The sequence below is a fragment of the Polaribacter sp. IC066 genome, from assembly GCF_007997085.1.
Lineage (GTDB): Bacteria > Bacteroidota > Bacteroidia > Flavobacteriales > Flavobacteriaceae > Polaribacter.
This window is the reverse complement of record NZ_VORR01000066.1, coordinates 1-20249: the sequence shown is the minus strand read 5'-3', so window position 1 is coordinate 20249 and position 20249 is coordinate 1. Positions and strand designations below refer to the sequence as shown.

20 protein-coding genes and 1 pseudogene are annotated in these 20249 nt (G+C 30.8%); all 21 read left to right on the top strand.

What is annotated here, in order from left to right:
- Nucleotides 1-854 precede the first annotated feature (854 nt).
- Nucleotides 855-1358, top strand: a complete 504-nt coding sequence (locus ES044_RS16490) for a UpxY family transcription antiterminator (protein WP_223813566.1) — start codon at nucleotides 855-857, stop codon at nucleotides 1356-1358.
- A gap of 757 nt (nucleotides 1359-2115) precedes the next feature.
- The gene (locus ES044_RS16485; RefSeq protein ID WP_147187415.1) at nucleotides 2116-3096 is read left to right on the top strand and encodes an SDR family oxidoreductase; all 981 of its coding nucleotides are present in this window, start codon (nucleotides 2116-2118) and stop codon (nucleotides 3094-3096) included.
- Nucleotides 3097-3165: 69 nt separating this feature from the next.
- Complete coding sequence (locus ES044_RS16480) at nucleotides 3166-3522, top strand: four helix bundle protein (protein ID WP_147187414.1); 357 nt, start codon at nucleotides 3166-3168, stop codon at nucleotides 3520-3522.
- Between the two features lie 76 nt (nucleotides 3523-3598).
- Nucleotides 3599-4957, top strand: a complete 1359-nt coding sequence (locus tag ES044_RS16475; protein WP_147187413.1) for a nucleotide sugar dehydrogenase — start codon at nucleotides 3599-3601, stop codon at nucleotides 4955-4957.
- 294 nt (nucleotides 4958-5251) lie between these two features.
- Entirely contained in the window at nucleotides 5252-6721 is a 1470-nt protein-coding gene (locus ES044_RS16470; RefSeq protein WP_190311508.1) for a lipopolysaccharide biosynthesis protein, read from the top strand.
- Nucleotides 6722-6727: 6 nt separating this feature from the next.
- Nucleotides 6728-7723: a glycosyltransferase family 2 protein gene (locus ES044_RS16465; protein ID WP_147187411.1), complete on the top strand. Its 996-nt coding sequence runs from the start codon at nucleotides 6728-6730 to the stop codon at nucleotides 7721-7723.
- Nucleotides 7720-9435 (top strand): hypothetical protein, encoded by a 1716-nt coding sequence (locus ES044_RS16460; protein WP_147187410.1) that lies wholly within the window; start codon nucleotides 7720-7722, stop codon nucleotides 9433-9435. Before ES044_RS16465 ends, ES044_RS16460 begins: the two co-directional genes overlap by 4 nt.
- A complete protein-coding gene (locus tag ES044_RS16455; RefSeq protein ID WP_147187409.1) occupies nucleotides 9435-10478 on the top strand; it encodes a polysaccharide pyruvyl transferase family protein in 1044 nt (347 codons plus the stop codon). Before ES044_RS16460 ends, ES044_RS16455 begins: the two co-directional genes overlap by 1 nt.
- Entirely contained in the window at nucleotides 10475-11584 is a 1110-nt protein-coding gene (locus ES044_RS16450; protein WP_147187408.1) for a glycosyltransferase, read from the top strand. Before ES044_RS16455 ends, ES044_RS16450 begins: the two co-directional genes overlap by 4 nt.
- Before the next feature lie 2 nt (nucleotides 11585-11586).
- Entirely contained in the window at nucleotides 11587-12675 is a 1089-nt protein-coding gene (locus ES044_RS16445; protein WP_147187407.1) for an EpsG family protein, read from the top strand.
- Between the two features lie 12 nt (nucleotides 12676-12687).
- Nucleotides 12688-13182, top strand: coding sequence for a DapH/DapD/GlmU-related protein (locus tag ES044_RS16440; RefSeq protein ID WP_147187406.1), 495 nt, complete (start codon nucleotides 12688-12690; stop codon nucleotides 13180-13182).
- Entirely contained in the window at nucleotides 13173-14045 is an 873-nt protein-coding gene (locus ES044_RS16435; protein WP_147187405.1) for a glycosyltransferase family 2 protein, read from the top strand. Before ES044_RS16440 ends, ES044_RS16435 begins: the two co-directional genes overlap by 10 nt.
- Before the next feature lie 11 nt (nucleotides 14046-14056).
- Nucleotides 14057-15031, top strand: a complete 975-nt coding sequence (locus tag ES044_RS16430; RefSeq protein WP_147187404.1) for a polysaccharide deacetylase family protein — start codon at nucleotides 14057-14059, stop codon at nucleotides 15029-15031.
- A complete protein-coding gene (locus ES044_RS16425) occupies nucleotides 15028-15780 on the top strand; it encodes a formyl transferase (protein WP_147187403.1) in 753 nt (250 codons plus the stop codon). Before ES044_RS16430 ends, ES044_RS16425 begins: the two co-directional genes overlap by 4 nt.
- Nucleotides 15781-15864: 84 nt before the next feature.
- Nucleotides 15865-16062 (top strand): hypothetical protein, encoded by a 198-nt coding sequence (locus ES044_RS16420; protein WP_147187402.1) that lies wholly within the window; start codon nucleotides 15865-15867, stop codon nucleotides 16060-16062.
- Nucleotides 16059-16268 (top strand): glycosyltransferase family 4 protein, encoded by a 210-nt coding sequence (locus ES044_RS16415; RefSeq protein ID WP_147187401.1) that lies wholly within the window; start codon nucleotides 16059-16061, stop codon nucleotides 16266-16268. The genes ES044_RS16420 and ES044_RS16415 overlap by 4 nt, the downstream gene beginning before the upstream one ends.
- 38 nt (nucleotides 16269-16306) lie before the next feature.
- On the top strand, nucleotides 16307-17449 hold the full coding sequence (locus tag ES044_RS16410; RefSeq protein WP_147187400.1) for a glycosyltransferase family 4 protein: 1143 nt from the start codon (nucleotides 16307-16309) through the stop codon (nucleotides 17447-17449).
- Nucleotides 17442-18047 (top strand): sugar transferase, encoded by a 606-nt coding sequence (locus ES044_RS16405; RefSeq protein WP_147187399.1) that lies wholly within the window; start codon nucleotides 17442-17444, stop codon nucleotides 18045-18047. The genes ES044_RS16410 and ES044_RS16405 overlap by 8 nt, the downstream gene beginning before the upstream one ends.
- Nucleotides 18040-18663, top strand: coding sequence for an acetyltransferase (locus ES044_RS16400; RefSeq protein WP_147187398.1), 624 nt, complete (start codon nucleotides 18040-18042; stop codon nucleotides 18661-18663). The genes ES044_RS16405 and ES044_RS16400 overlap by 8 nt, the downstream gene beginning before the upstream one ends.
- Complete coding sequence (locus ES044_RS16395; RefSeq protein WP_147187397.1) at nucleotides 18653-19783, top strand: DegT/DnrJ/EryC1/StrS family aminotransferase; 1131 nt, start codon at nucleotides 18653-18655, stop codon at nucleotides 19781-19783. The genes ES044_RS16400 and ES044_RS16395 overlap by 11 nt, the downstream gene beginning before the upstream one ends.
- 9 nt (nucleotides 19784-19792) lie before the next feature.
- Nucleotides 19793-20249, top strand: a pseudogene (locus ES044_RS16390) (polysaccharide biosynthesis protein); the annotation flags it as partial.

Below are 20249 nucleotides of genomic sequence, written 5' to 3'. Positions count from 1 at the left end.
TTTGTTTTTTGTGTAAATTCAAAAGATATGAAACGGCAAGAATCCAAAGAGCTTGCGGTCTGGATTCGATAGTGAAATATCTTGTAGAATTTAAGAAAAATAAAATAAGTCTAGATTTTTGTTTCTTGGAATTTATCTTGAGCGAAGTCGAAAGGTCAATGGAAAAGAAAAAAGAATAAAATTGTAAGACAATTTTAAAGTATAATTACTCGGAGGTTAATAGTGGTTCGTGTTTCGATGTTCGTGGTTCGTGGTTGGTGGTTGGTTTCGAGATAGTTAGTCGATGGTCGAAAAACCGTAAACGATAGACGGTAAACGATAAACGAAAAACGTTGTTCGTGTTTCGATGTTCGTTGTTCTATTTTAGCTCAAAGCCTATAGCTTATAGCTTACTGCGTAGAGCCACTATTCGATGTTCGAAAAACGATAGACGGTAAACGATAAACGAAAAACGATTAACGATTTATAAAGTCAGCATCTAAACCCGACATACGATAATTTTAGTAAGAATTCAAAAGATATGAAACGGCAAGAATCCAAAGAGCTTGCGTTCTGGATTCGATAGTGAAATATCTTGTAGAATTTAAGAAATTATTAACTTTTGAAAAATAGAAGCGTTACTCCTTTTTTAGCTTGGAATAAATTCTATATTTGTTGGGGAAATTAAGGTTTAGAAAGCTCTAATTAAAACGCTTTTACAGGTATATTTTTGTAATACCTATTTTGTAATACCTATTTTGTAATACCTATTTTGTTAATCAAATACTAGACGCTCCTTAAAACGGGACTCAAGAGGGCGAAGCCGTGGAATACGTCATTAGCTTTTGAGATCCTATGTTAAAAACATAATTAAATTGAAGTTAAATTGGTACGCTTTACATACAAACTCCAGAGCAGAAAAACAAGTGCATGAAAGGCTGCAGAAACAAGGCTACGAAAGCTTCTTACCGCTTATAACCACAGTAAAGCAATGGAGCGATCGAAAAAAGAAAGTTGTAGTCCCTTTAATCTCATCCTATGTTTTTATGCAAGGAACAGCAAAAGATTTATTGGCTGTTGTTAAAGTTCAAGGAGTCGTAGCAGTTTTAAAGCATTTAGGCAAGCCAGCTATTGTTCAAGAAGTTGAAATAAATAATTTAAAAATTTTAACGAAAAATAGCGAGGGCACTAAAAAAGTAGATGCGTTTAAGCTCGCTAACTTGACAAATGTAGAGGTTATTGCAGGTCCGTTTATTGGTTTAAAAGGTTCTTATATAGAAACAAGCGGAATGCATAAGGTGGTTGTTCAGGTAGATGTTTTAAATAGTTTTACAGAAGTGACGCTTCCTTTTGAGCATATTAAAGAGATAGGCAAATAAAGCTACCTAGGTTTTATGAAAATATGTTTAGGGTTAAATAATACGTCAGTTATTGTTTCATTAACGATTTTTTTCTCACTATTATACAGGGAGGATAAAAGAATCATTAATGAGTAGGCTATAAATTGAATTCATTATAAAAGACTGAAAAGCGTAAGTGTTTAAAGTTTCTAGATATACGTAAATCATATGAATTTCAAGTTTTACAGCGTTAAAAATTTCAATAATTTAGGATAAAAGCAATGAATTTATTGGGTATAGTTTAAAATACAAAGGTTTTGAGTATTAGAACACTGCAAAATAATTTATCAAAAGAAATTTGATTATTTTATATACAAGACCAGAAACTATTAAAAGATCTCCTTTAGTGAACTAATTTCTAGCTAATCACAGATTCGAAACTGAAGTTTGTCTAACCGCGAAGTATAGAGAGATGCTAAATCAGGTGTTAAGTTTTTTAAAGAGCACGCCAAATTATGATTTAAGCTTACTAAAGTCAAATCAAAATTTGTATGATTTAACAGGAGAGGTGATTTCAGTTTTAAAATAAATTTTAGAATCTTTTAAGCCTTGCAAATATAAAATGCAACAAACCGTTTAAGTGTATCAAAGACGCTGGCCAACAACTTGTAATAATAAATTAAAAGTTTTAATCAATAAAAAAAGATACGCTTACTGTATTAAATATGTAATTACGGATAATAAGTTTGGCAACTTAAGAATCCTTTTTTTAAATTTGCCAAAATAAATTGTGTTCATGGAAATTCAGATATCAAACAAAAAAATTTTAGTGACAGGCGGGGCAGGTTTTATAGGCTCTAATCTGTGTGAAGAATTATTAAAAAGAAACAATACGGTAGTTTGTTTTGATAATTTTGCAACAGGTAGAAGAGAAAACCTTGTTGCAATGCAAGAAATTCCAAACTTTACCTTGTTTGAGGGTGATATTAGAAATCTTGAAGACTGTTTGTCAGCTACAAAAGGCGTAGATTACGTTTTGCATCAAGCGGCTTTGGGTTCTGTACCTAGGTCTATTAAAGACCCGATTACTTCTAATGATGTAAATGTGGGCGGTTTTTTAAATATGCTAGTTGCCTCTAGAGATAATAAGGTAAAGCGTTTTGTATATGCTGCAAGTTCCTCTACTTATGGAGATTCTGAAAGCTTACCTAAAGTTGAAGATACAATAGGGAAACCCTTGTCTCCTTACGCAGTCACAAAATATGTAAACGAGTTGTATGCAGATGTTTTTTCTAAAACCTACGGATTAGAAACAATTGGTTTGCGTTACTTCAATGTATTCGGAAGAAAGCAAGATCCAAACGGAGCCTACGCAGCCGTTATTCCTAAATTTGTAAGTCAATTGATGAATTTAGAATCTCCAATAGTGAACGGAGATGGAAATTACTCAAGAGATTTTACCTATATAGACAATGTTATTCAAGCTAATTTATTAAGTTTAGTCGCTGGCAAAGAAGCTGTAAATACCGTGTATAATGTAGCTTACGGCGATAGAAATACTTTAAATGATCTACTTGGTTATTTAAAAGAATTTTTAGGGGAGCACAATTCGAAAATTAAAGATGTTGAAGTAATACATGGTGCAAATAGATTGGGTGATATTCCTCATTCTCATGCAAGTGTAGACAAAGCAAAAAAACTTTTGAAGTATGATCCGCAGTTTTCTTTACAAAAAGGATTGAAAGAAGCCGTAAGTTGGTATTGGGCTAACCTTTAAGGGGCTAGTGTGTTTGGTGATGCGGGGTTTGTGAATAGAGATTGGCTGTGGTAAGAAAAAAAGAAAAAGATGATCTTAAGTTATAGCGATTTAAATGTTTGGCAAAATTCGATGAATTTGGTTGAAGATGTTTATAAAATTACTGCAAACTTTCCCGAAGAAGAAAAGTATGGTTTAATATCTCAAATCCGAAGATGTGCGGTTTCTATTCCGTCTAATATCGCAGAAGGATTTATGCGGAAAAGTACGAAAGAATACATTCAGTTTTTATATATATCGCTTGGTTCTCCAGGAGAATTAGATACACAAATGGAAATAGCCGTAAGATTAAATTTTATTGAAACACAAAAAGATTTTAATGAAAAGTCATTAATAATCAGAAAACAATTATACGGATTGGTTAAAAGCTTAAAAAATAAATTATAATCACCCACAAACCACCAGTCACTAACTATAAACCACCACCCACCACCCATTAACCACAAACCACAATAAAACCACCATGCACACACCACCAATCACCACTCCCACACCACCAATCACCAACCCCAAAACACCAACCACCAACCCCAAAACACCAACCCCCACCCCCCGAATCGCAATCATAGGTCTAGGCTACGTAGGCTTGCCATTAGCAAGATTATTTGCCACTAAATTTCCTGTGGTAGGTTTTGATATCAATACAAAAAGAGTAGCGGAATTAATATCAGGAACTGATGTTACGTTAGAGGTTTCAGATGCTGTTTTACAAGCAGTTCTTGTGGATAAAAGCTCCAATGAAAAAGGACTTTTATGTACTACTGCTATCGATGATTTAAAAGACTGTAATTACTACATTATAACTGTACCCACGCCTGTTGATAAAAATAATAGACCCGTTTTAACGCCATTAATTAAAGCAAGTGAAACAGTGGGTTCGGTATTAAAAAAAGATGATATTGTTATTTACGAATCTACAGTATACCCTGGGGCAACTGAAGAAGAATGCATCCCTGTGTTAGAGAGAGTTTCTGGCTTGGTGTTTAACCAAGACTTTTTTGCAGGCTACTCACCAGAAAGAATCAATCCAGGAGACAAAGAGCATACAATAGAAAAAATATTAAAAGTAACTTCTGGTTCAACACCAGAAATCGGTAAAAAGGTGGATGAATTATATAGATCTGTGATCATAGCAGGTACACATTTAGCGCCAACCATTAAGGTAGCTGAAGCTGCGAAAGTAATTGAAAATTCACAGCGAGATATCAATATTGCCTTTGTAAATGAATTGGCTAAAATATTCAATTTAATGGATATTAATACGCACGATGTGTTGGCAGCTGCTGGAAGTAAATGGAACTTTTTACCCTTTAAACCGGGTTTAGTGGGAGGTCATTGTATTGGTGTAGATCCGTATTATTTAGCGCAAAAAGCACAGGAATATGGGTATCATCCAGAAATAATTTTAGCAGGAAGAAGATTAAATGACAGCATGGGACAGTATGTAGCGACAGAAGTTATCAAACTTATGATTGCTAAAGACATTCGCATTAAGAATTCAAATATTTTAATTTTAGGAATTACCTTTAAAGAGAACTGCCCAGATGTTCGGAATACAAAAGTGGTAGATGTTGTAGCTGCTTTAAAAGAGTACAATACTAATGTTACAATTTATGATCCTTGGGCAAATGAAGAGGAAGTAATGCATGAATACGGATTGCGGTCTACAAAAGAAGTACCTACTAAGAAATTTGATGCGATTATTTTAACGGTTGCACATAATGAATTCAAAGAATTAGATTTTGATTCCTTAAAGAATCAACTGTCGGTTACTTATGATGTAAAAGGGGTGCTGCATGAAGATGTAGACGGTAAACTTTAAAGAAAAATATTAATTAGAGGGGGTGAAGATTTTACAGTATGACACCCTATTAATTATTTATGAAAAAGGACTTAAATTAGATGTTTACAGATAGTGTTAGAGAAGGTGAAGTATTTATAAAGCTTATACATGAAAAGCAATATTAAGAGAGTGTTATTAAATTGTCTACCGAATACAAATTATATTTTCACGAGGTAAACTTGTTGTTTTTAAATGTAAATCCATGATTAATAAAATATTATATTGTCTGAAAATAAGAAAATAGCTCGAAACACCCTGTTTTTGTACATAAGAATGTTTCTTACAATGGGGGTTTCGTTGTTTACGTCTAGGATAGTTTTAAATACTTTAGGTATTGAAGATTTTGGGACTTATAACCTTGTAGCTGCAATAGTTGTGATGTTTTCATTTATAAACAATGCCATGTTGGGAACCACCCAAAGATTTTTGAATTATGAAATGGCTAAAAATTCGAATGGGGCTGTTCATAAAGTGTTTTGTGTCAGTATGAACGTTCACCTTCTTATTATGTTAATTATTGTTTTTTTATCCGAAACTATTGGTTTGTGGTTTTTAAACTTTAAATTGAACATACCAATAGAAAGAATGCAAGCAGCCAATATTGTATACCAATTTTCTTTATTAACGTTTTGCTTTAGTGTTTTGAAAGCGCCCTATAATGCTAGCGTGATTGCATATGAAAAAATGTCTTTTTATGCAGGAATAAGTATTGTTGAGGTAGTCCTAAAAGCACTTATTGTATATTTACTACTTCTTTTTGCTTTTGATAAATTAATATTATATGCTATTTTAGTTTTTGCAGTATCGATACTTTTATTTTTAGCCTATCGATATTTTTGTCGGCAGCTTTTTCCTGCTTGTCACTATCGTTATGTAAAAGATAGAAAGCTTTTTAAGGAGCTGGTTGGTTTTTCTAGTTGGAGTATGTTTGGTAATTTAGCATTGATGGGTTCAAGCCAAGGTGTTTTCATGATTCTTAACGTGTTTTTAGGGGTTACAATTAATGCAGCTATGGCTATAGCTACGCAAGTTAATTTGGCTGTATTTAGTTTTGTGTCTAATTTTCAATTGGCATTTAATCCGCAAATTATTAAAACTTTCGCTTCAGGAGATTTAAAAGCGCATCAAAAATTAGTTTTTCAAGCTTCTAAATTTTCATATTATTTATTATTTATACTTGTGTTGCCAATTTTATTTAATACTACATATATTCTTCAATTATGGTTGAAAATTGTACCTGAATATGCGATTCCATTTACTCAATTAATCTTGATTTTCTCTTTAATAGATGCTCTGGCGGGCCCATTTTGGGTTTCTATGTATGCGACGGGAGAAATCAAGAAATATCAAATAGGAGTAGCCCTTATTTTGTTTTTAAACTTACCTATTGCTTATCTGCTTCTAAAACAAGGATTTTCACCTATTTATGTAATAGTTGGTAAAATTATTTTAAATTTTATATTGTTTTTATTTAGATTGCTAATGATTCAAAAGCACATTAAATTTTCTTTGATTAAGGTCATAAAAGACGTTTATTTACAAGTGATTTTTGTTAGCACCGTCAGTATTTTATCGTTATTTTATATTAAAAAATTAGTGGTATTAGAAGCATTTAATTTTACAGATGTTGCAGTGTTTACAGGAATTAGCGTTTTAGTTATTGGAAGTTATATAGGTGTTTTTGGACTCTCAAAAGAAGAGAAAATTAAAATATACAGTCTATTAAAGAAAAAAATAAAATAACCTTAGATGGAAATAAAATCACCAAAAATTTCAGTTATACTGCCTTGTTACAATGTTGAGAAATATTTAGTTAAAAGTATTCAGAGTGTGCTAAATCAAACATTTACAAACTTTGAATTATTGGTAATTATTGATGGTTCTCCAGATAATAGTAAGGAGGTTGCAGCATCTTTTTCTGATCAAAGAATTGTTATTTATGAAAAGGAAAATGGAGGTTTGTCTGATGCTCGAAATTATGGTTTAGAAAGAGCGAAAGGAGAATTTGTCTATTTTATGGATAGCGATGATTGGATTGAACCCGATTTGCTTAAAGAAAATGTTACAATTTTAGAAAATGAAAAATTAGAATTTCTTGTTTTCGGTTATATACAAGATGATGAAAATGAAAGCGGACATGTAATCTCTTCTAGTAGTTTTAGTCCTAAAGTTAGGTCTTATCTTAGAGGTGATCTTAATTTAACCATGGACATATATCACATAGGTCTTTTGGGGTATGCGTGGAATAAAATATATCGTAAATCTTTTTTAGATAGCTATCAGTTTCGTTTTGAAAAAGGAATTTCTTTGGTTGAAGATATACTTTTTAACATTCAAATTTATAAAATTGCTAATGAAATTCATTTCAATCCCAAATGTTATTATCATTATATCAATCGAAATGAAGTAACATTGATGAAACGTTTTCATGAAAACTCATTTAAATTAAAGGTTCAAAAAAGTATAGTTTTGGAACAGTTCTTAACCTTATGGAATATTGAAAATAAAAATAAAATTTTGGCTGATTCTTTATTTTTGGGTTTAAAATATTGTATTCTTAATCTGAATGAAAGTAATATAAAACCAAAACAGAAATTAGCGACTCTTAAAGAGATGTGTTTACATCCAAGGTGTGAGGAAATATTTAAGAATTATGCACCTATTTCATTAAAAGATAAAGTTCTTTTGTTAATTATTCGTTCTAAAAATTTGAGATTAATTAATTTTTTAAGAAAAAAAAGATGAGTAAAATCCTAGTAATAGCGTATAAAAATAGTCAACCAAATGTTGAAGAAAACCTTAAAAAAGCTTTTTCTTGTATTGAACCTCAAAATATAAAAAACGAATTAAAAATCATTCAACCAATATCCAGTATTAACACTTTTATTGGTGTTTTGAATCCGGAATATGAAATTAATTCAAAAACAAGTGAAATTATTTCTGGTTATGTAAGAGGTATTGAAAATAAAAGTGAGGCCTTAGAAGATGGGTCCTATTTGAAAATTAAATGGGACAAACAGCACATCTCTTTCAATGTAGATAGATTTGAATCTAAGTCATTATGGGTTTTTCAGGATGATGAAAAGTTTATTGTAAGCAATTCTCAACTGCTGATAACAGCCCTTAAAAAATCTTTTAAAATTAATCGGCAAACAGTTACGTGGTTTTTATCTTCTGGCTCTACCGGCTATCAAAATGCATGGGATACAGAAGTAAATAAAGTCATTCATAGCTATCAATACCTATTTTCTTTAAATGATTGGCAATTGACAAAAACAAAGAAGGAATACGCTATTGAAGATGTGCGTTTTTCAAGTGAAAAAGATTTTTTGCAGAAATATATAGATTTCACAAAACAAGTTTTTCTAAATTTGATAAAGGATAATGTTGTTAAAAAAACGATTTTGCCATTGTCTGGAGGTAATGATAGTAGATTGTTATTTTATATTGCCAATCAATTAGAAGAATATAAAAACTTAGCACTCGCCAATTGGGGCGTCAAAAAAGGGCAGGCTATATTTGATGATAAGAAAGCTGCAAAAGAAATCACACAATTTTATAGTAAACCTTTAAAAGACTATTATCTTCCCTCTAAAATTGAGAATTTAGATGGTTTTTTTGATGCTTATATTAGAAATGGAGATTGTAGAATAGATCATTTTAATGCGTATACCGACCAGTTTAGTATTTTTGAACAACTCTTCAATGAAAAGTATAAATTTATTATTAGAGGTGATATTCCATTTACAGAAGGTTTAGATTTAAATGAGAAAATGTCTAGAGCCCATATTGGTATTCCAAAATGGACTGATTATGGGAATTACAAAGAATATGTATTAGACGATTTAGTAGAAATTCAAGAAAAAGATACGCTTCCAATTTCTAAAAAAGAAAAAGAAACATTAATCGAATGGCGGGATCGACTCTATATAGATTTTCGGGTTCCAATAGTAATTTCCTCTTTTGATGATTTAATCAATCCTTATGTGGTTACTATTGCACCGATGATGTCTTATTCTCATTTTCTTTTATACAGCCAACAGAAATCAAATAAAAAAGGTGATAAAGCCCACCTCGTTAAATTATCTAAACAACTAGATCAATCTAAAGTTGCTTTTAATGCTTCTTCATCGATTTTGAGTATGGAAGAATTACTTGGAACTGAAGTAAATATTAAGTATTTCAAAGAATATTTAACAAATATGGAAAATACTCTTTTTTCTAAGGAAATGATTAAAAGTATTTTTCAACAATTACCTGATAGTATTCATAGGAATCTAAATTTAAAGGAATCACTTAAAAGTCAATTAACGGAATTTGTAAAAGAGAATATTCCAACTAAAATTAAAAGTGTGTTAAAGGCAAATGCAACAAGAAATATAAGCAGTCTAACCTTGGCTTATAGAGTATTAATGGTAGACAAGGTTTGTAAAATATTTAAACAAGCAACGTTATAATGTTATCAAAATTTATAAATTTCAGAACTAAATATTCAATTCTTTTATTCATTCAAAAATTTAAAGCTTTTAAGTATTTTAAAAATGTCTCTTTAGATAAAAATAAAAAGTATGCTTTTATATTTTTAGCTGCAGATTACGGGAATTTAGGAGATGTAGCCATTACTTATGCTCAAACAAAGTTTTTGGAAAAAAACGCTAACTTTCAAGTCGTAGAAATACCAATCAGCAAAAGTTTAGAAGGGCTTTGGTTTGTAAAACGAAATATTCAAGAAGGAGATATTGTAACGACCGTTGGTGGTGGTAACTTGGGCGATTTATACGACCAGATTGAATACATTAGACAGTTAGTGGTAAAGTTTTTTCCTAACAATAAAATCATATCATTCCCGCAAACCTTTGATTTCTCGGAAACAAATGAAGGTGCAATAGCGCTATCCAGAGCAAAACGTGTGTACAATAAACACAAGCAACTTGTATTTATAGCGAGAGAAAAAATATCTTATGAATTAATGCGAAAGCACTTTACACAAGCAAAAGTACTATTAACTCCCGATATTGTCTTAACCTTGGATAAAACGACACCAGAGAGAAATAGAAAAGGTGTCATTTTCACATTAAGACAGGATAAAGAAAAAAACCTTACAGAAGAGCAATATCAATTTATCCTAGAATCTGTGAAAGCTAATTTTAAGAATATATCTTATTTAGATACACATATAAACAAAAATAATCTATCTATCTTTGAAAGGGTAAATGAATTGAATAGTATTTGGGAAAGCTACAGAAGTGCAGAATTAGTCATTACAGACCGTTTACATGGTATGATATTCTGTTATATAACGAACACACCTTGTATTGTTTTTTTAAATAATAACCATAAGGTAAAAGGGACTTATAAATGGATAAAAGGCAATATTAATATTAAATTACAAGCTAAATTTTCAAAGCAAAAATTTAAAGAAGATTTAGAGGGAAATAGAAAGGTGTCTCCTTACTTTAATATTAATGAAAGGTTTGATGCTTTAATAAAGGAATTATGATAAATAGAATTTTGCACATAACAGGTTCTATGAATAGAGCCGGAGCTGAAACAATGCTCATGAACTTATATAGAACGATAGATCGTTCTAAAATTCAGTTCGATTTTGTCTGTTTTACTGCTGAAAAAGTAGATTATGAGGATGAAATCTATCAATTAGGGGGAAGTATACATCGTATTTTGGTGCGTAATCCTATAAAAAGAATGTTTGCCTTAAAGAAATTGCTAAAAAAACATCCTGAGTATAAAAGCATACATAGTCATACTTTGCTAAGTAGTGGGTTTAACTTGTGGGCTGCTAAACTTGCACATGTAAAAACTCGTATAGCCCATGCGCACAGCACAAACGATATCTCAAATGTTAGTTTTGTAGGAAAGCTTTACAAATATGTATCATTAAAGTTAATTCATAAATATGCGACACAACGAATAGCATGCGGTAAAGAAGCGGCTGTTTTTTTGTTTAAGAAGCAAGATGAAGTATTATTTTTACCAAACTCTATTGATACCTATTCATTTGCAGAAATGGGAGAAACTCAAAAGGAATATATTAATACAGAGTTTAATATAGACAATAAGGTTCTTAAAATTATTCAGGTTGGACGATTACAACCGGTTAAAAATCATGAATTCTCTATAACGCTTGCAAATACATTAAAAGAAAAAGGAATTCCTTTTAAAATGTTTTTCGTTGGACAAGGCGAGTTATATAAAAATATCGAAAGTCAAATAAATGAACAAGATTTAATGAACGATGTTTTACTTTTAGGGTTAAGAACAGATATTTCTGAACTAATGTCGGGAGCCGATTTGTTATTAATGCCGTCCTTACACGAAGGTTTTCCTGTAGTTTTGGTAGAATCACAAGCAGTAGGCTTGCCTGCATTAATAGCCACTACTATTTCACCTGAGGTTGATTTGGGTGTTGGTTTAATTGAATTTGAACCGTTATCTTCTGATACTGCAACTTGGGTGGAGAGATTACTAAGATTAAAGTCTAAAGAAAAAATTACAAAAAATGAAAGGTTAGAAAAAATAGCAGAACAAGGGTTTGATATACAGTCAAGCACCATTTTATTAACCAATTTATACAATACAATGTACTAAGTATGTTTGATTTTATTCCTGTTATATATTATACTCCTATTTATTATATTTTAATGCTTTTAGTAGTATTAAGAACGTTTCTGTTTACGCAATATAATAAGCTAAACACAAGTAGAGCATTCGTTTTTCAAAGAAATTTAGGTTTATTTATTTTTATATTCACTTTATTATATATGGGACTTAGACCTATAAGTGGGGTATTTGTAGATATGACAACTTATAATAAAATATTTGAAAGATATGCATCGGGAGGCCAATACGATCGATCCGGTGATTTATTGTTTCATGTATTTACTAAGATTTCTTCAGGCATCATGACGGCTAACTTTTATTTTTTTATTTGCTCCGTTTTGTATGTAGTTCCGCTTTACATGGTGTGTAAAAAATGGTTTAGTAAAAATTGGGTTTATGCTTTTTTATTATTAATAACAGCGTTTACGTTTTGGAACTACGGAACTAATGGAATTAGAAATGGAATGGCAGGCTCTATTTTCTTGCTTGCAATTTCTAGAGATAAAAAGGTTTATCAGCTTTTATTAATTATCACGGCTGTTAGTTTTCATCAATCGATGATATTGCCAGCAGTGGCTTTTTTAGTTTCTAGTTTTATAAACAAACCTAAAATTATGATAGCGATTTGGTTTGTTAGTATTTTACTGTCATTAGTTGCAGGAGGTCTCTTTGAAGTGTTTTTTGCAGGACTTGGTTTTGACGACGATAGAGTGTCTTATTTAACGGACAAAGTTGTAGAAGGTAGATTTTCTTCAACCGGCTTTAGATGGGACTTCTTGTTATACAGTGCTACTGCAATTTTTGCAGGATGGTATTTCATAGTTAAAAAAAAGTATTATGATAAAACGTATTTTATTTTATTTAATACGTATTTAATTTCAAATGCATTTTGGATTTTAGTGATTAGAGCAAACTTTTCAAACCGATTTGCTTACCTGTCTTGGTTTATGATGAGTCTCGTAGTTATCTATCCATTACTTAAATCAAAACTATTTGCAACGCAGCTTCAATTAATAGGTATAATAGTGTTAACTTATTTTTCTTTTACATTTTTAATGAATTTTCTTTTACTTTTATAATTAAAATACAGAATGAATTTAAAACATAATAATTTTGCGACTTTTGCTATGAATATATTTAGGGGATATAATCATGAAAAATATTGGAGGCGCAGAGAGATTGTAGCGGCCCCAAATAATAGTTTTAATTTTCTATTGAAAGGATACTACTTATGGTATATCAAAAGGGCAGTCGCAAAAAAAAATAATTGTGGTTTTGACCCAAATTTTAATTCAGGTGTTTACTTTGAAACTCCTCCGATATTGCCTCATGAACTGAACGGTATAATTATTGGTCTTGATTTAACTTTTGGTAAAAACCTTATTATAAATCATCAGTTTACGATTTTACACCGTGGTGGCTCTATAGGTAATAATGTTTTATTTGGCGCAGGAAGTAAAGTTTTGTCAGGTTTCAATGTTGGTTCAGATTCTAAAATTGGAATGAATGCAGTTGTCACAAAAAATATACCATGTAATGCTGCCGTAGTTCTTCATAAATCACGAATAATAAAAAAATGTATATAACCATAGCAATACCATTTTATAACGCAGAAGATTACTTACTTGAAGCTATTCGTTCGGTTTTTGCACAAACTTATAAAGAATGGGAATTAATACTAATAGATGATGGTTCTACAGACAACTCTTTAAAGATTGCAAATTCTATAAAAGATGCTAGAGTTAGCGTATACTCTGATGGTAAAAACAAACGATTAGCAGTAAGATTAAATGAAGTTACTAAACTTGCTCAATATGATTTTATAGCTAGAATGGACGCAGATGATTTAATGAGTCCATTCAGGTTAGAAAAACAAATGGAAATATTTAAAGCAAATGAAGACTTAGATTTAGTAACATGTGGTAATTTTTCTATATCTAATGACACAGAAATAATGGGGGTAAGGCATCACTTGTCTACTTCTATTGATTTGGCAGGTTTATTAAATAAGAAAGGAAGTGGGGTGCTACACGCTGCTATTTTAGCAAGGAAAAAATGGTTTGAAAGAAACACCTATAATGTAAATTTGAAAACAGCTCAAGATTATGAACTGTGGGTGAGATCAGCAGCAAAAAATGATTTTAAAGTTTTTCTGATGGCAGAGCCATTATATTATTATAGAGAAGAAGGTAATGTAACTTCAGAAAAATTACTTAGAGCATATAAAAGTGAGCGAATTTTATTCAGAAAATACGCAACTTATAATAAATTTAAACTCATTAATAAATCAATATTAAAGACAGTTATTGTTCGTTTTTTAGCTGTGATTAATAAAACAGATGTACTTTTACGCTCAAGAAATAATGTAATCAACGATAAGAGTAAAGGAATCTATAAGAAAGATTTAGAGATTATAAAAAACACATTAATACCTGGAATCGATTTATAATATTATATATAATGAATGGACTATTTATCATATCTTTAGATTTTGAACTTAATTGGGGCGTCTTTGACAGTATGTCTGTTAAAGAATACAATGAGAATTTAAAAAATGTACCTCAAGTAATTAAAAGGTTACTGGATTTAGGTGAGGAATACAATATAAACTACACATTTGCTACTGTAGGAATGTTATTTAATCAAAATAAAGAAGAATTACTAAATAGTCTCCCTCAAATTAAGCCGGAGTATATTAATGAAAAATTTAACCCTTATAGGATTATAGAAAACGTTGGTGATTCAGAGGAGGAAGATAAAATTCACTACGCTAAATCGTTAATAGAGCAAATTAAAGAGTACCCAAATCATGAAATTGCATCTCACACCTTTAGCCATTTTTATTGCAAAGAACTAGGGCAAAATGTTAGGTCTTTTGAAGATGATTTAAAATCTTTTTCTAATGTAGCAAATAAGAATAATGTAAAGTTAAACAGTATTGTTTTTCCAAAAAACCAAATAAATGAATCATATTTAAGTTTATGTAAAAAATATGGAATTACCTCATATAGAGGTACTGAAAATAGTTTTTTATACAAGCCAAAGGCTCAGGGAGAGACTGCTTTAAGTACTCGGTTTTTAAGGTTTCTAGATTCTTATGTAAATATTAGTGGGTCAAATATATATAAACCTAAAGACTTAAATAAGGGTGAAATTATTAACATCCCATCTAGTCGGTTTTTAAGACCTTTTAATAAAAAATTACATTTTTTAGAGAATTACAAGATAAGAAGAATTACAAATGGAATAAAAAAAGCTGCTGAGACAAACTCCATTTATCATTTATGGTGGCACCCTCATAATTTTGGAAAAAATTTGGAAGAAAATTTCAAGAATTTGGAAAAAATATTTATGGTATATAATGAGGTAAATAAAAACAATAATTATAGTAGCGTAACAATGTCTAAAGCACATGATTTAATAAAAAAGAAATGAAGATAGTTCTGTTATGTGGTAGAGATATTAATAGTCAAATTGTATATTCCTTTTTAAAAAAAAATTCTCAACTTATAGGAGTTGTAGAAGATATACCTATTAATAAAAAGAAAATTCTTCGTAGAAGAATTAAGAATTTAGGTTTTATCACAACTTTTTCACAACTTTTGTTCATCAAATTAATCACACCTTTATTAAAGCTTGAGTCTAAAAAAAGAGTAAAAGAAATTTTATCTGAAATTGAAATTGAAAAGGTTGGCTCTGCAGAATTACCTTTTATCTCTTGTTCAGTAAACGATACTAGTTCAGTCGATTTTATAAATCAATTATCACCAGATATTATTGTTGTAAACGGAACAAGAATAATATCTAAAAAAAATATAAATTTAATTAATTATCCTTTAATAAATATTCATGTAGGTATAACGCCAAAATATAGAGGTGTGCATGGAGGGTACTGGGCCCTAAATAATAATGATATAAAAAATTGTGGAGTTACAGTTCATTTAATAGACCCAGGAATTGATACAGGTGGTATATTATGTCAAAAAAGCATTAAGGTGAAATCGACAGACAATTTTATTACATACCCTATATTACAGACTATAAAAGGGCTTGAATGTTTAAAGGAAGTTCTTGAAAAAAACAGTTTGAATGTAACGCAAAAAGAAGGCTCAGTAAGTAAATTATATTATCACCCAACCATAATTAATTATTTAAAAAACAGGATTTTAAATAAAATAAAATAGATAGCATTACCTCTTTATATTTACAGAGAAGAAAACAGTTTAACGCTTCAAAAGCTATTTAAGACTTATAAAAATTAAAGAGTGATGATAAAACATGCGGATAAAGGTATCATCAAATTACATATTAAAAGAGCTCTTGTAAATATGACGGCATTTTTTAGTCAAATACACAAACAGCAAGAAAAAAGAAGTAATGGTAAACTTTCTCAAAGTACTTTGGAAGTATATTCAAATAATATTAAGTTTCTAAACGGAATAAAAGTTCCAGGTACAGAGATATGAATCAAATAAAATTATTTTTAATAACAACAATACCGCTGTCACTAAACTTCTTTAAAGGGCAAATAGCTTTTTTAAAAAAGGATTTCGAGATTTCGCTTGTCTCTAGTAATGGAGAATTACTGCATGCTATTGCGGCATCAGAAGAAGTAAACTTTCATGTATTAAATGTAAAAAGAGAAATTTCTATTTTTCATGACATTATATAATGAGACTCTTGAGTTAGTAAATAAATATAAAGATACAGATGTATAAAAAGAAAATTTGTTTTGTGGTTGCTGCACCTTTTACAGTGCAGGTTTTTTTAAAAAATCACATTAGGGAACTAGGTAAGTTATATGATATTTATTTAGTAGCTAATTTTGATGGGTTTGATAATTCGAATTTTTCAGAACTTCCCATAAAAGAATTCAAACATATCCCAATTGTTAGAGATATTAAATTAAATAGAGATATAAAGGCTTTATTTTTATTGAAAAAATATTTTAAACAAATGAAATTTGATGTGGTTCACTCTGTAACTCCAAAAGCAGGTTTGTTAAGTGTATTTGCAGGGCAATTAGCAAAAAAAAACATAAGAATCCATATTTTTACAGGACAGGTTTGGTACACTAAAAAAGGTTTATTTAAGAAAATGCTAATGATGCTAGATTGTTTCATTGTTTGGTATGCTACTGATATTTTAGTTGATGGTGAAGCACAAAGGCAATTTTTAATCAAAAATAAAATAATTAAGGAGGATAATTCTTTTGTGTTAGGTAAAGGGTCTATAAGTGGGGTAGATACGAAGCGTTTCTTGCCAAGTGAAATAGTTAAAAATGAAGTTAGGTTAGAATTAGGTATTAAGGAAAGTGAAGTTGTGTTTATGTTTTTAGGCCGTATGAATCGTGATAAAGGAATTGTTGAGTTGGCAGAGGCTTTTAATAGACTACAGCTTGAAAATTTAAACATTTGTCTGTTACTAGTAGGAGGAGATGAAGAAAATATGAATGCAATTGTAAAGAAAAGAGTGAAAAATATTGAATCTGTAATATTCTATGGTGTTACTAAAGAGCCTGAAAAAATGTTGCAAGCTTGTGATGTGTTTTGTCTACCTAGTTATCGTGAGGGTTTTGGAACTAGTATTCTTGAAGCATCTCTGTTGGAAAAACCTGTAATATGCAGTGATACTTATGGTTTAATGGAAACAATTATTGAAAACAAAACGGGTTTACGTCATAAAGTTGCGGATGCAGACTCTTTGTTTTTTCAAATGGAAAAATTAGTGAAAAATAAAGAATTAAGAAAGGAGCTAGGTAAAGGCGGAAGAGATTATGTGTTATTAAATTTTTCAGCCGAAACGATATCTGAAAAGTGGTTAGAGTTTTATAAAACTAAATTGGATGTATAAAAATCAGTTTAAATCAGTAATAGATTTTGTTATTGCGTTTGTTTCACTGTTATTAATGGGTCCCATTTTCCTAACTATGTTAGTAGTACTTAGCTATGCCAATTCGGGTAAGCCTTTCTTCTTTCAAAAACGACCTGGTAAAAATGAGCAAATATTTAAGCTTATCAAGTTCAAAACTATGAATGACAAGAAAGATGTAAATGGTGTATTGCTTTCAGATGTAGCTCGTTTAACAAAACTAGGTGTTTTTGTAAGAAAAACATCATTAGACGAAATACCACAATTGTTTAATGTTTTAAAAGGAGATATGAGTTTAATTGGTCCAAGACCATTACTGCCAGAATATTTGTCTCTTTACAACTCAAAGCAAAAAAAAAGGCACAATGTGAAACCCGGTATTACAGGTTGGGCACAAATTAACGGAAGAAATGCAATTAGTTGGCAGAAAAAATTTGAATACGACGTTTGGTATGTAGAAAACATATCTTTTTTTTTAGATGTTAAAATATTCTTTAAAACTTTTTTGAAAATTTTTAAATCTGAAGGGATTAATAAGGAAGGCGAAGCAACCACTATAAAGTTCACAGGAAATGAATAAAATTTGTTTATTTGGAGCAAGTGGTCATGGCAAAGTAATTAAAGATATTGCTTTGAGTAAAAATATTGTTGTGGAAATGTTTATTGATGATAACCCCAAAAGTAATTTTATAGATAAAATTCCTGTTTTAGGTTCTCAAGAAATATCAAAGTTTGAAATAAATAAATTTATAATTAGTGTTGGGGATAATTATACTCGTAAAGTTATCAGTAAAAAAATAAAATGTAAGTTTACAACGCTTGCTCACCAGACAGTAATAATCTCTTCAAATGCTTCTATAGCTTTTGGTACAGTGCTTATGGCAGGATCAATAATTAACGCCGATGTTATTATTGGTAAACATGTAATTATTAATACGGGGGCTATTATTGAACATGATTGTGAAATTGGTGATTATGTGCACATCTCGCCCAATGCAACCATAACAGGAAATGTTGTAATAGGAGAGGGATCACATATTGGAGCGGGCGCAATCGTAATACCAGGAATAAAAGTTGGCAAGTGGGTTGTTGTTGGTGCTGGTTCGGTAATCATAAATGATATACCAGATTATGCCATTGTAGTGGGCAATCCAGGGAAAATAATAAAGTATAAAGAAATAGAAAATGAATACTAAAATTTGGCTTTCCTCTCCCCATATGGGAGGAACAGAGCAAAAATATGTGCAAGAAGCGTTTGATACCAATTGGGTGTCTCCATTAGGTACCAATGTAAATGGTTTCGAAGAAGACTTGGAAAAGTATGTAGGTTCAAACTCTCATGTTGCTTGCTTATCATCGGGCACATCAGCCTTGCATTTGGCATTGATTTTAGCAGATGTGCAACAAGATGATAAAGTCATTTGTCAATCGATGACGTTTTCCGCATCCGCAAATCCTATTGTGTATCAGAAAGCAGCACCAATTTTTATTGATAGCGAAAAGGAAACTTGGAACATGTGTCCTGTGCATTTAGAAGCAGCTATTAAAGACTGTATTACAAAAGGGAAAAAACCAAAGGCAATTGTTGTAGTTCATTTATATGGGATGCCCGCTAAAATGAAAGAGATTGCTGCCATCGCCGCTACTTATGATATTACGCTGATAGAAGACGCTGCAGAGGCAATCGGTTCAACATATAAAGGACAAAAGTGTGGTGCTTTTGGTGCTTTTGGGATTTTTTCTTTTAACGGAAATAAGATCATTACCACTTCTAGTGGTGGGGCTTTAGTGTGTAAAACAGCAGCATCTAAACAAAGAGCTATTTATTTAGCCACTCAAGCTAGAGATAACGCAGCACATTATCAGCATTCAGAGATTGGTTATAATTACCGAATGAGTAATATTGTTGCGGGTATTGGCAGAGGACAAATGGAAGTTTTAGACAAACATATTGGGTATCGAAGAAAAAATAATCAATTTTATCAAGCCTTGTTTAAAGATGTTGCAGGAATTACGGTTTTTAAAGAACCTACTAGTGCTTTCTTTTCTAATCATTGGTTAAGTGCTATTGTGATTGACGAACAAATAACAGGCTTCTCGAGAGAGGAGCTCCGTTTGAGTTTAGAAAAAGCCAATATTGAATCAAGACCTTTATGGAAACCGATGCATCTGCAACCCGTTTTTAAAGACTGCAGCTATTTTGGTGCTACAGTTTCTGAAGATTTGTTTCAAAGTGGCTTGTGTTTACCTTCGGGGTCTAATTTAACAACCTATGATTTAGATAGAATTAAAGAAGCCATCAATAACTTTTTGTAAATCAATTTCATGTTAAAAAAGATACTTTTAAAAGCGTTGAACAAATATGCCTCGAGGTGGTTGGTTTTAGGGATTGATATTTTTTTAGTGGGGTTCTCGTTTGTAGTGGCTTATTCTATCCGTTTTAATGTGAGCTTAAATTTTGATTTTTCAGCATTAATGATTCAAATACCCATTGTTTTATCAATTGCACTCATTTCCTTTTTATGTGTTGGCTCCTATAAAGGCATCATCAGGCATACGGGTACTAGAGATGCTTTTAATGTGTTTTTAGGAGTTACGATTTTTAGTTTTTTAATAGGAACTTTGGTGCTGTTCAATCAAATATTTGGGGTGTTTCCTGATTTTACAATTCCAAGGTCTATTATTTTAATACATTATTTGGTGACCACATTTGTGTTGATCATGAGTCGCTATGTGTTTAAGGCATTTTATGATGTGCTTTCAACAGAATTACGGACTATTA

Coding starts and splice junctions, on each gene's coding strand:
- ES044_RS16485 (WP_147187415.1), top strand. CDS start 2,116: ATGGAAATTCAGATATCAAACAAAAAAATTTTAGTGACAGGCGGGGCA.
- ES044_RS16480 (WP_147187414.1), top strand. CDS start 3,166: ATGATCTTAAGTTATAGCGATTTAAATGTTTGGCAAAATTCGATGAAT.
- ES044_RS16475 (WP_147187413.1), top strand. CDS start 3,599: ATGCACACACCACCAATCACCACTCCCACACCACCAATCACCAACCCC.
- ES044_RS16470 (WP_190311508.1), top strand. CDS start 5,252: ATGTTTCTTACAATGGGGGTTTCGTTGTTTACGTCTAGGATAGTTTTA.
- ES044_RS16465 (WP_147187411.1), top strand. CDS start 6,728: ATGGAAATAAAATCACCAAAAATTTCAGTTATACTGCCTTGTTACAAT.
- ES044_RS16460 (WP_147187410.1), top strand. CDS start 7,720: ATGAGTAAAATCCTAGTAATAGCGTATAAAAATAGTCAACCAAATGTT.
- ES044_RS16455 (WP_147187409.1), top strand. CDS start 9,435: ATGTTATCAAAATTTATAAATTTCAGAACTAAATATTCAATTCTTTTA.
- ES044_RS16450 (WP_147187408.1), top strand. CDS start 10,475: ATGATAAATAGAATTTTGCACATAACAGGTTCTATGAATAGAGCCGGA.
- ES044_RS16445 (WP_147187407.1), top strand. CDS start 11,587: ATGTTTGATTTTATTCCTGTTATATATTATACTCCTATTTATTATATT.
- ES044_RS16440 (WP_147187406.1), top strand. CDS start 12,688: ATGAATTTAAAACATAATAATTTTGCGACTTTTGCTATGAATATATTT.
- ES044_RS16435 (WP_147187405.1), top strand. CDS start 13,173: ATGTATATAACCATAGCAATACCATTTTATAACGCAGAAGATTACTTA.
- ES044_RS16430 (WP_147187404.1), top strand. CDS start 14,057: ATGAATGGACTATTTATCATATCTTTAGATTTTGAACTTAATTGGGGC.
- ES044_RS16425 (WP_147187403.1), top strand. CDS start 15,028: ATGAAGATAGTTCTGTTATGTGGTAGAGATATTAATAGTCAAATTGTA.
- ES044_RS16420 (WP_147187402.1), top strand. CDS start 15,865: ATGATAAAACATGCGGATAAAGGTATCATCAAATTACATATTAAAAGA.
- ES044_RS16415 (WP_147187401.1), top strand. CDS start 16,059: ATGAATCAAATAAAATTATTTTTAATAACAACAATACCGCTGTCACTA.
- ES044_RS16410 (WP_147187400.1), top strand. CDS start 16,307: ATGTATAAAAAGAAAATTTGTTTTGTGGTTGCTGCACCTTTTACAGTG.
- ES044_RS16405 (WP_147187399.1), top strand. CDS start 17,442: ATGTATAAAAATCAGTTTAAATCAGTAATAGATTTTGTTATTGCGTTT.
- ES044_RS16400 (WP_147187398.1), top strand. CDS start 18,040: ATGAATAAAATTTGTTTATTTGGAGCAAGTGGTCATGGCAAAGTAATT.
- ES044_RS16395 (WP_147187397.1), top strand. CDS start 18,653: ATGAATACTAAAATTTGGCTTTCCTCTCCCCATATGGGAGGAACAGAG.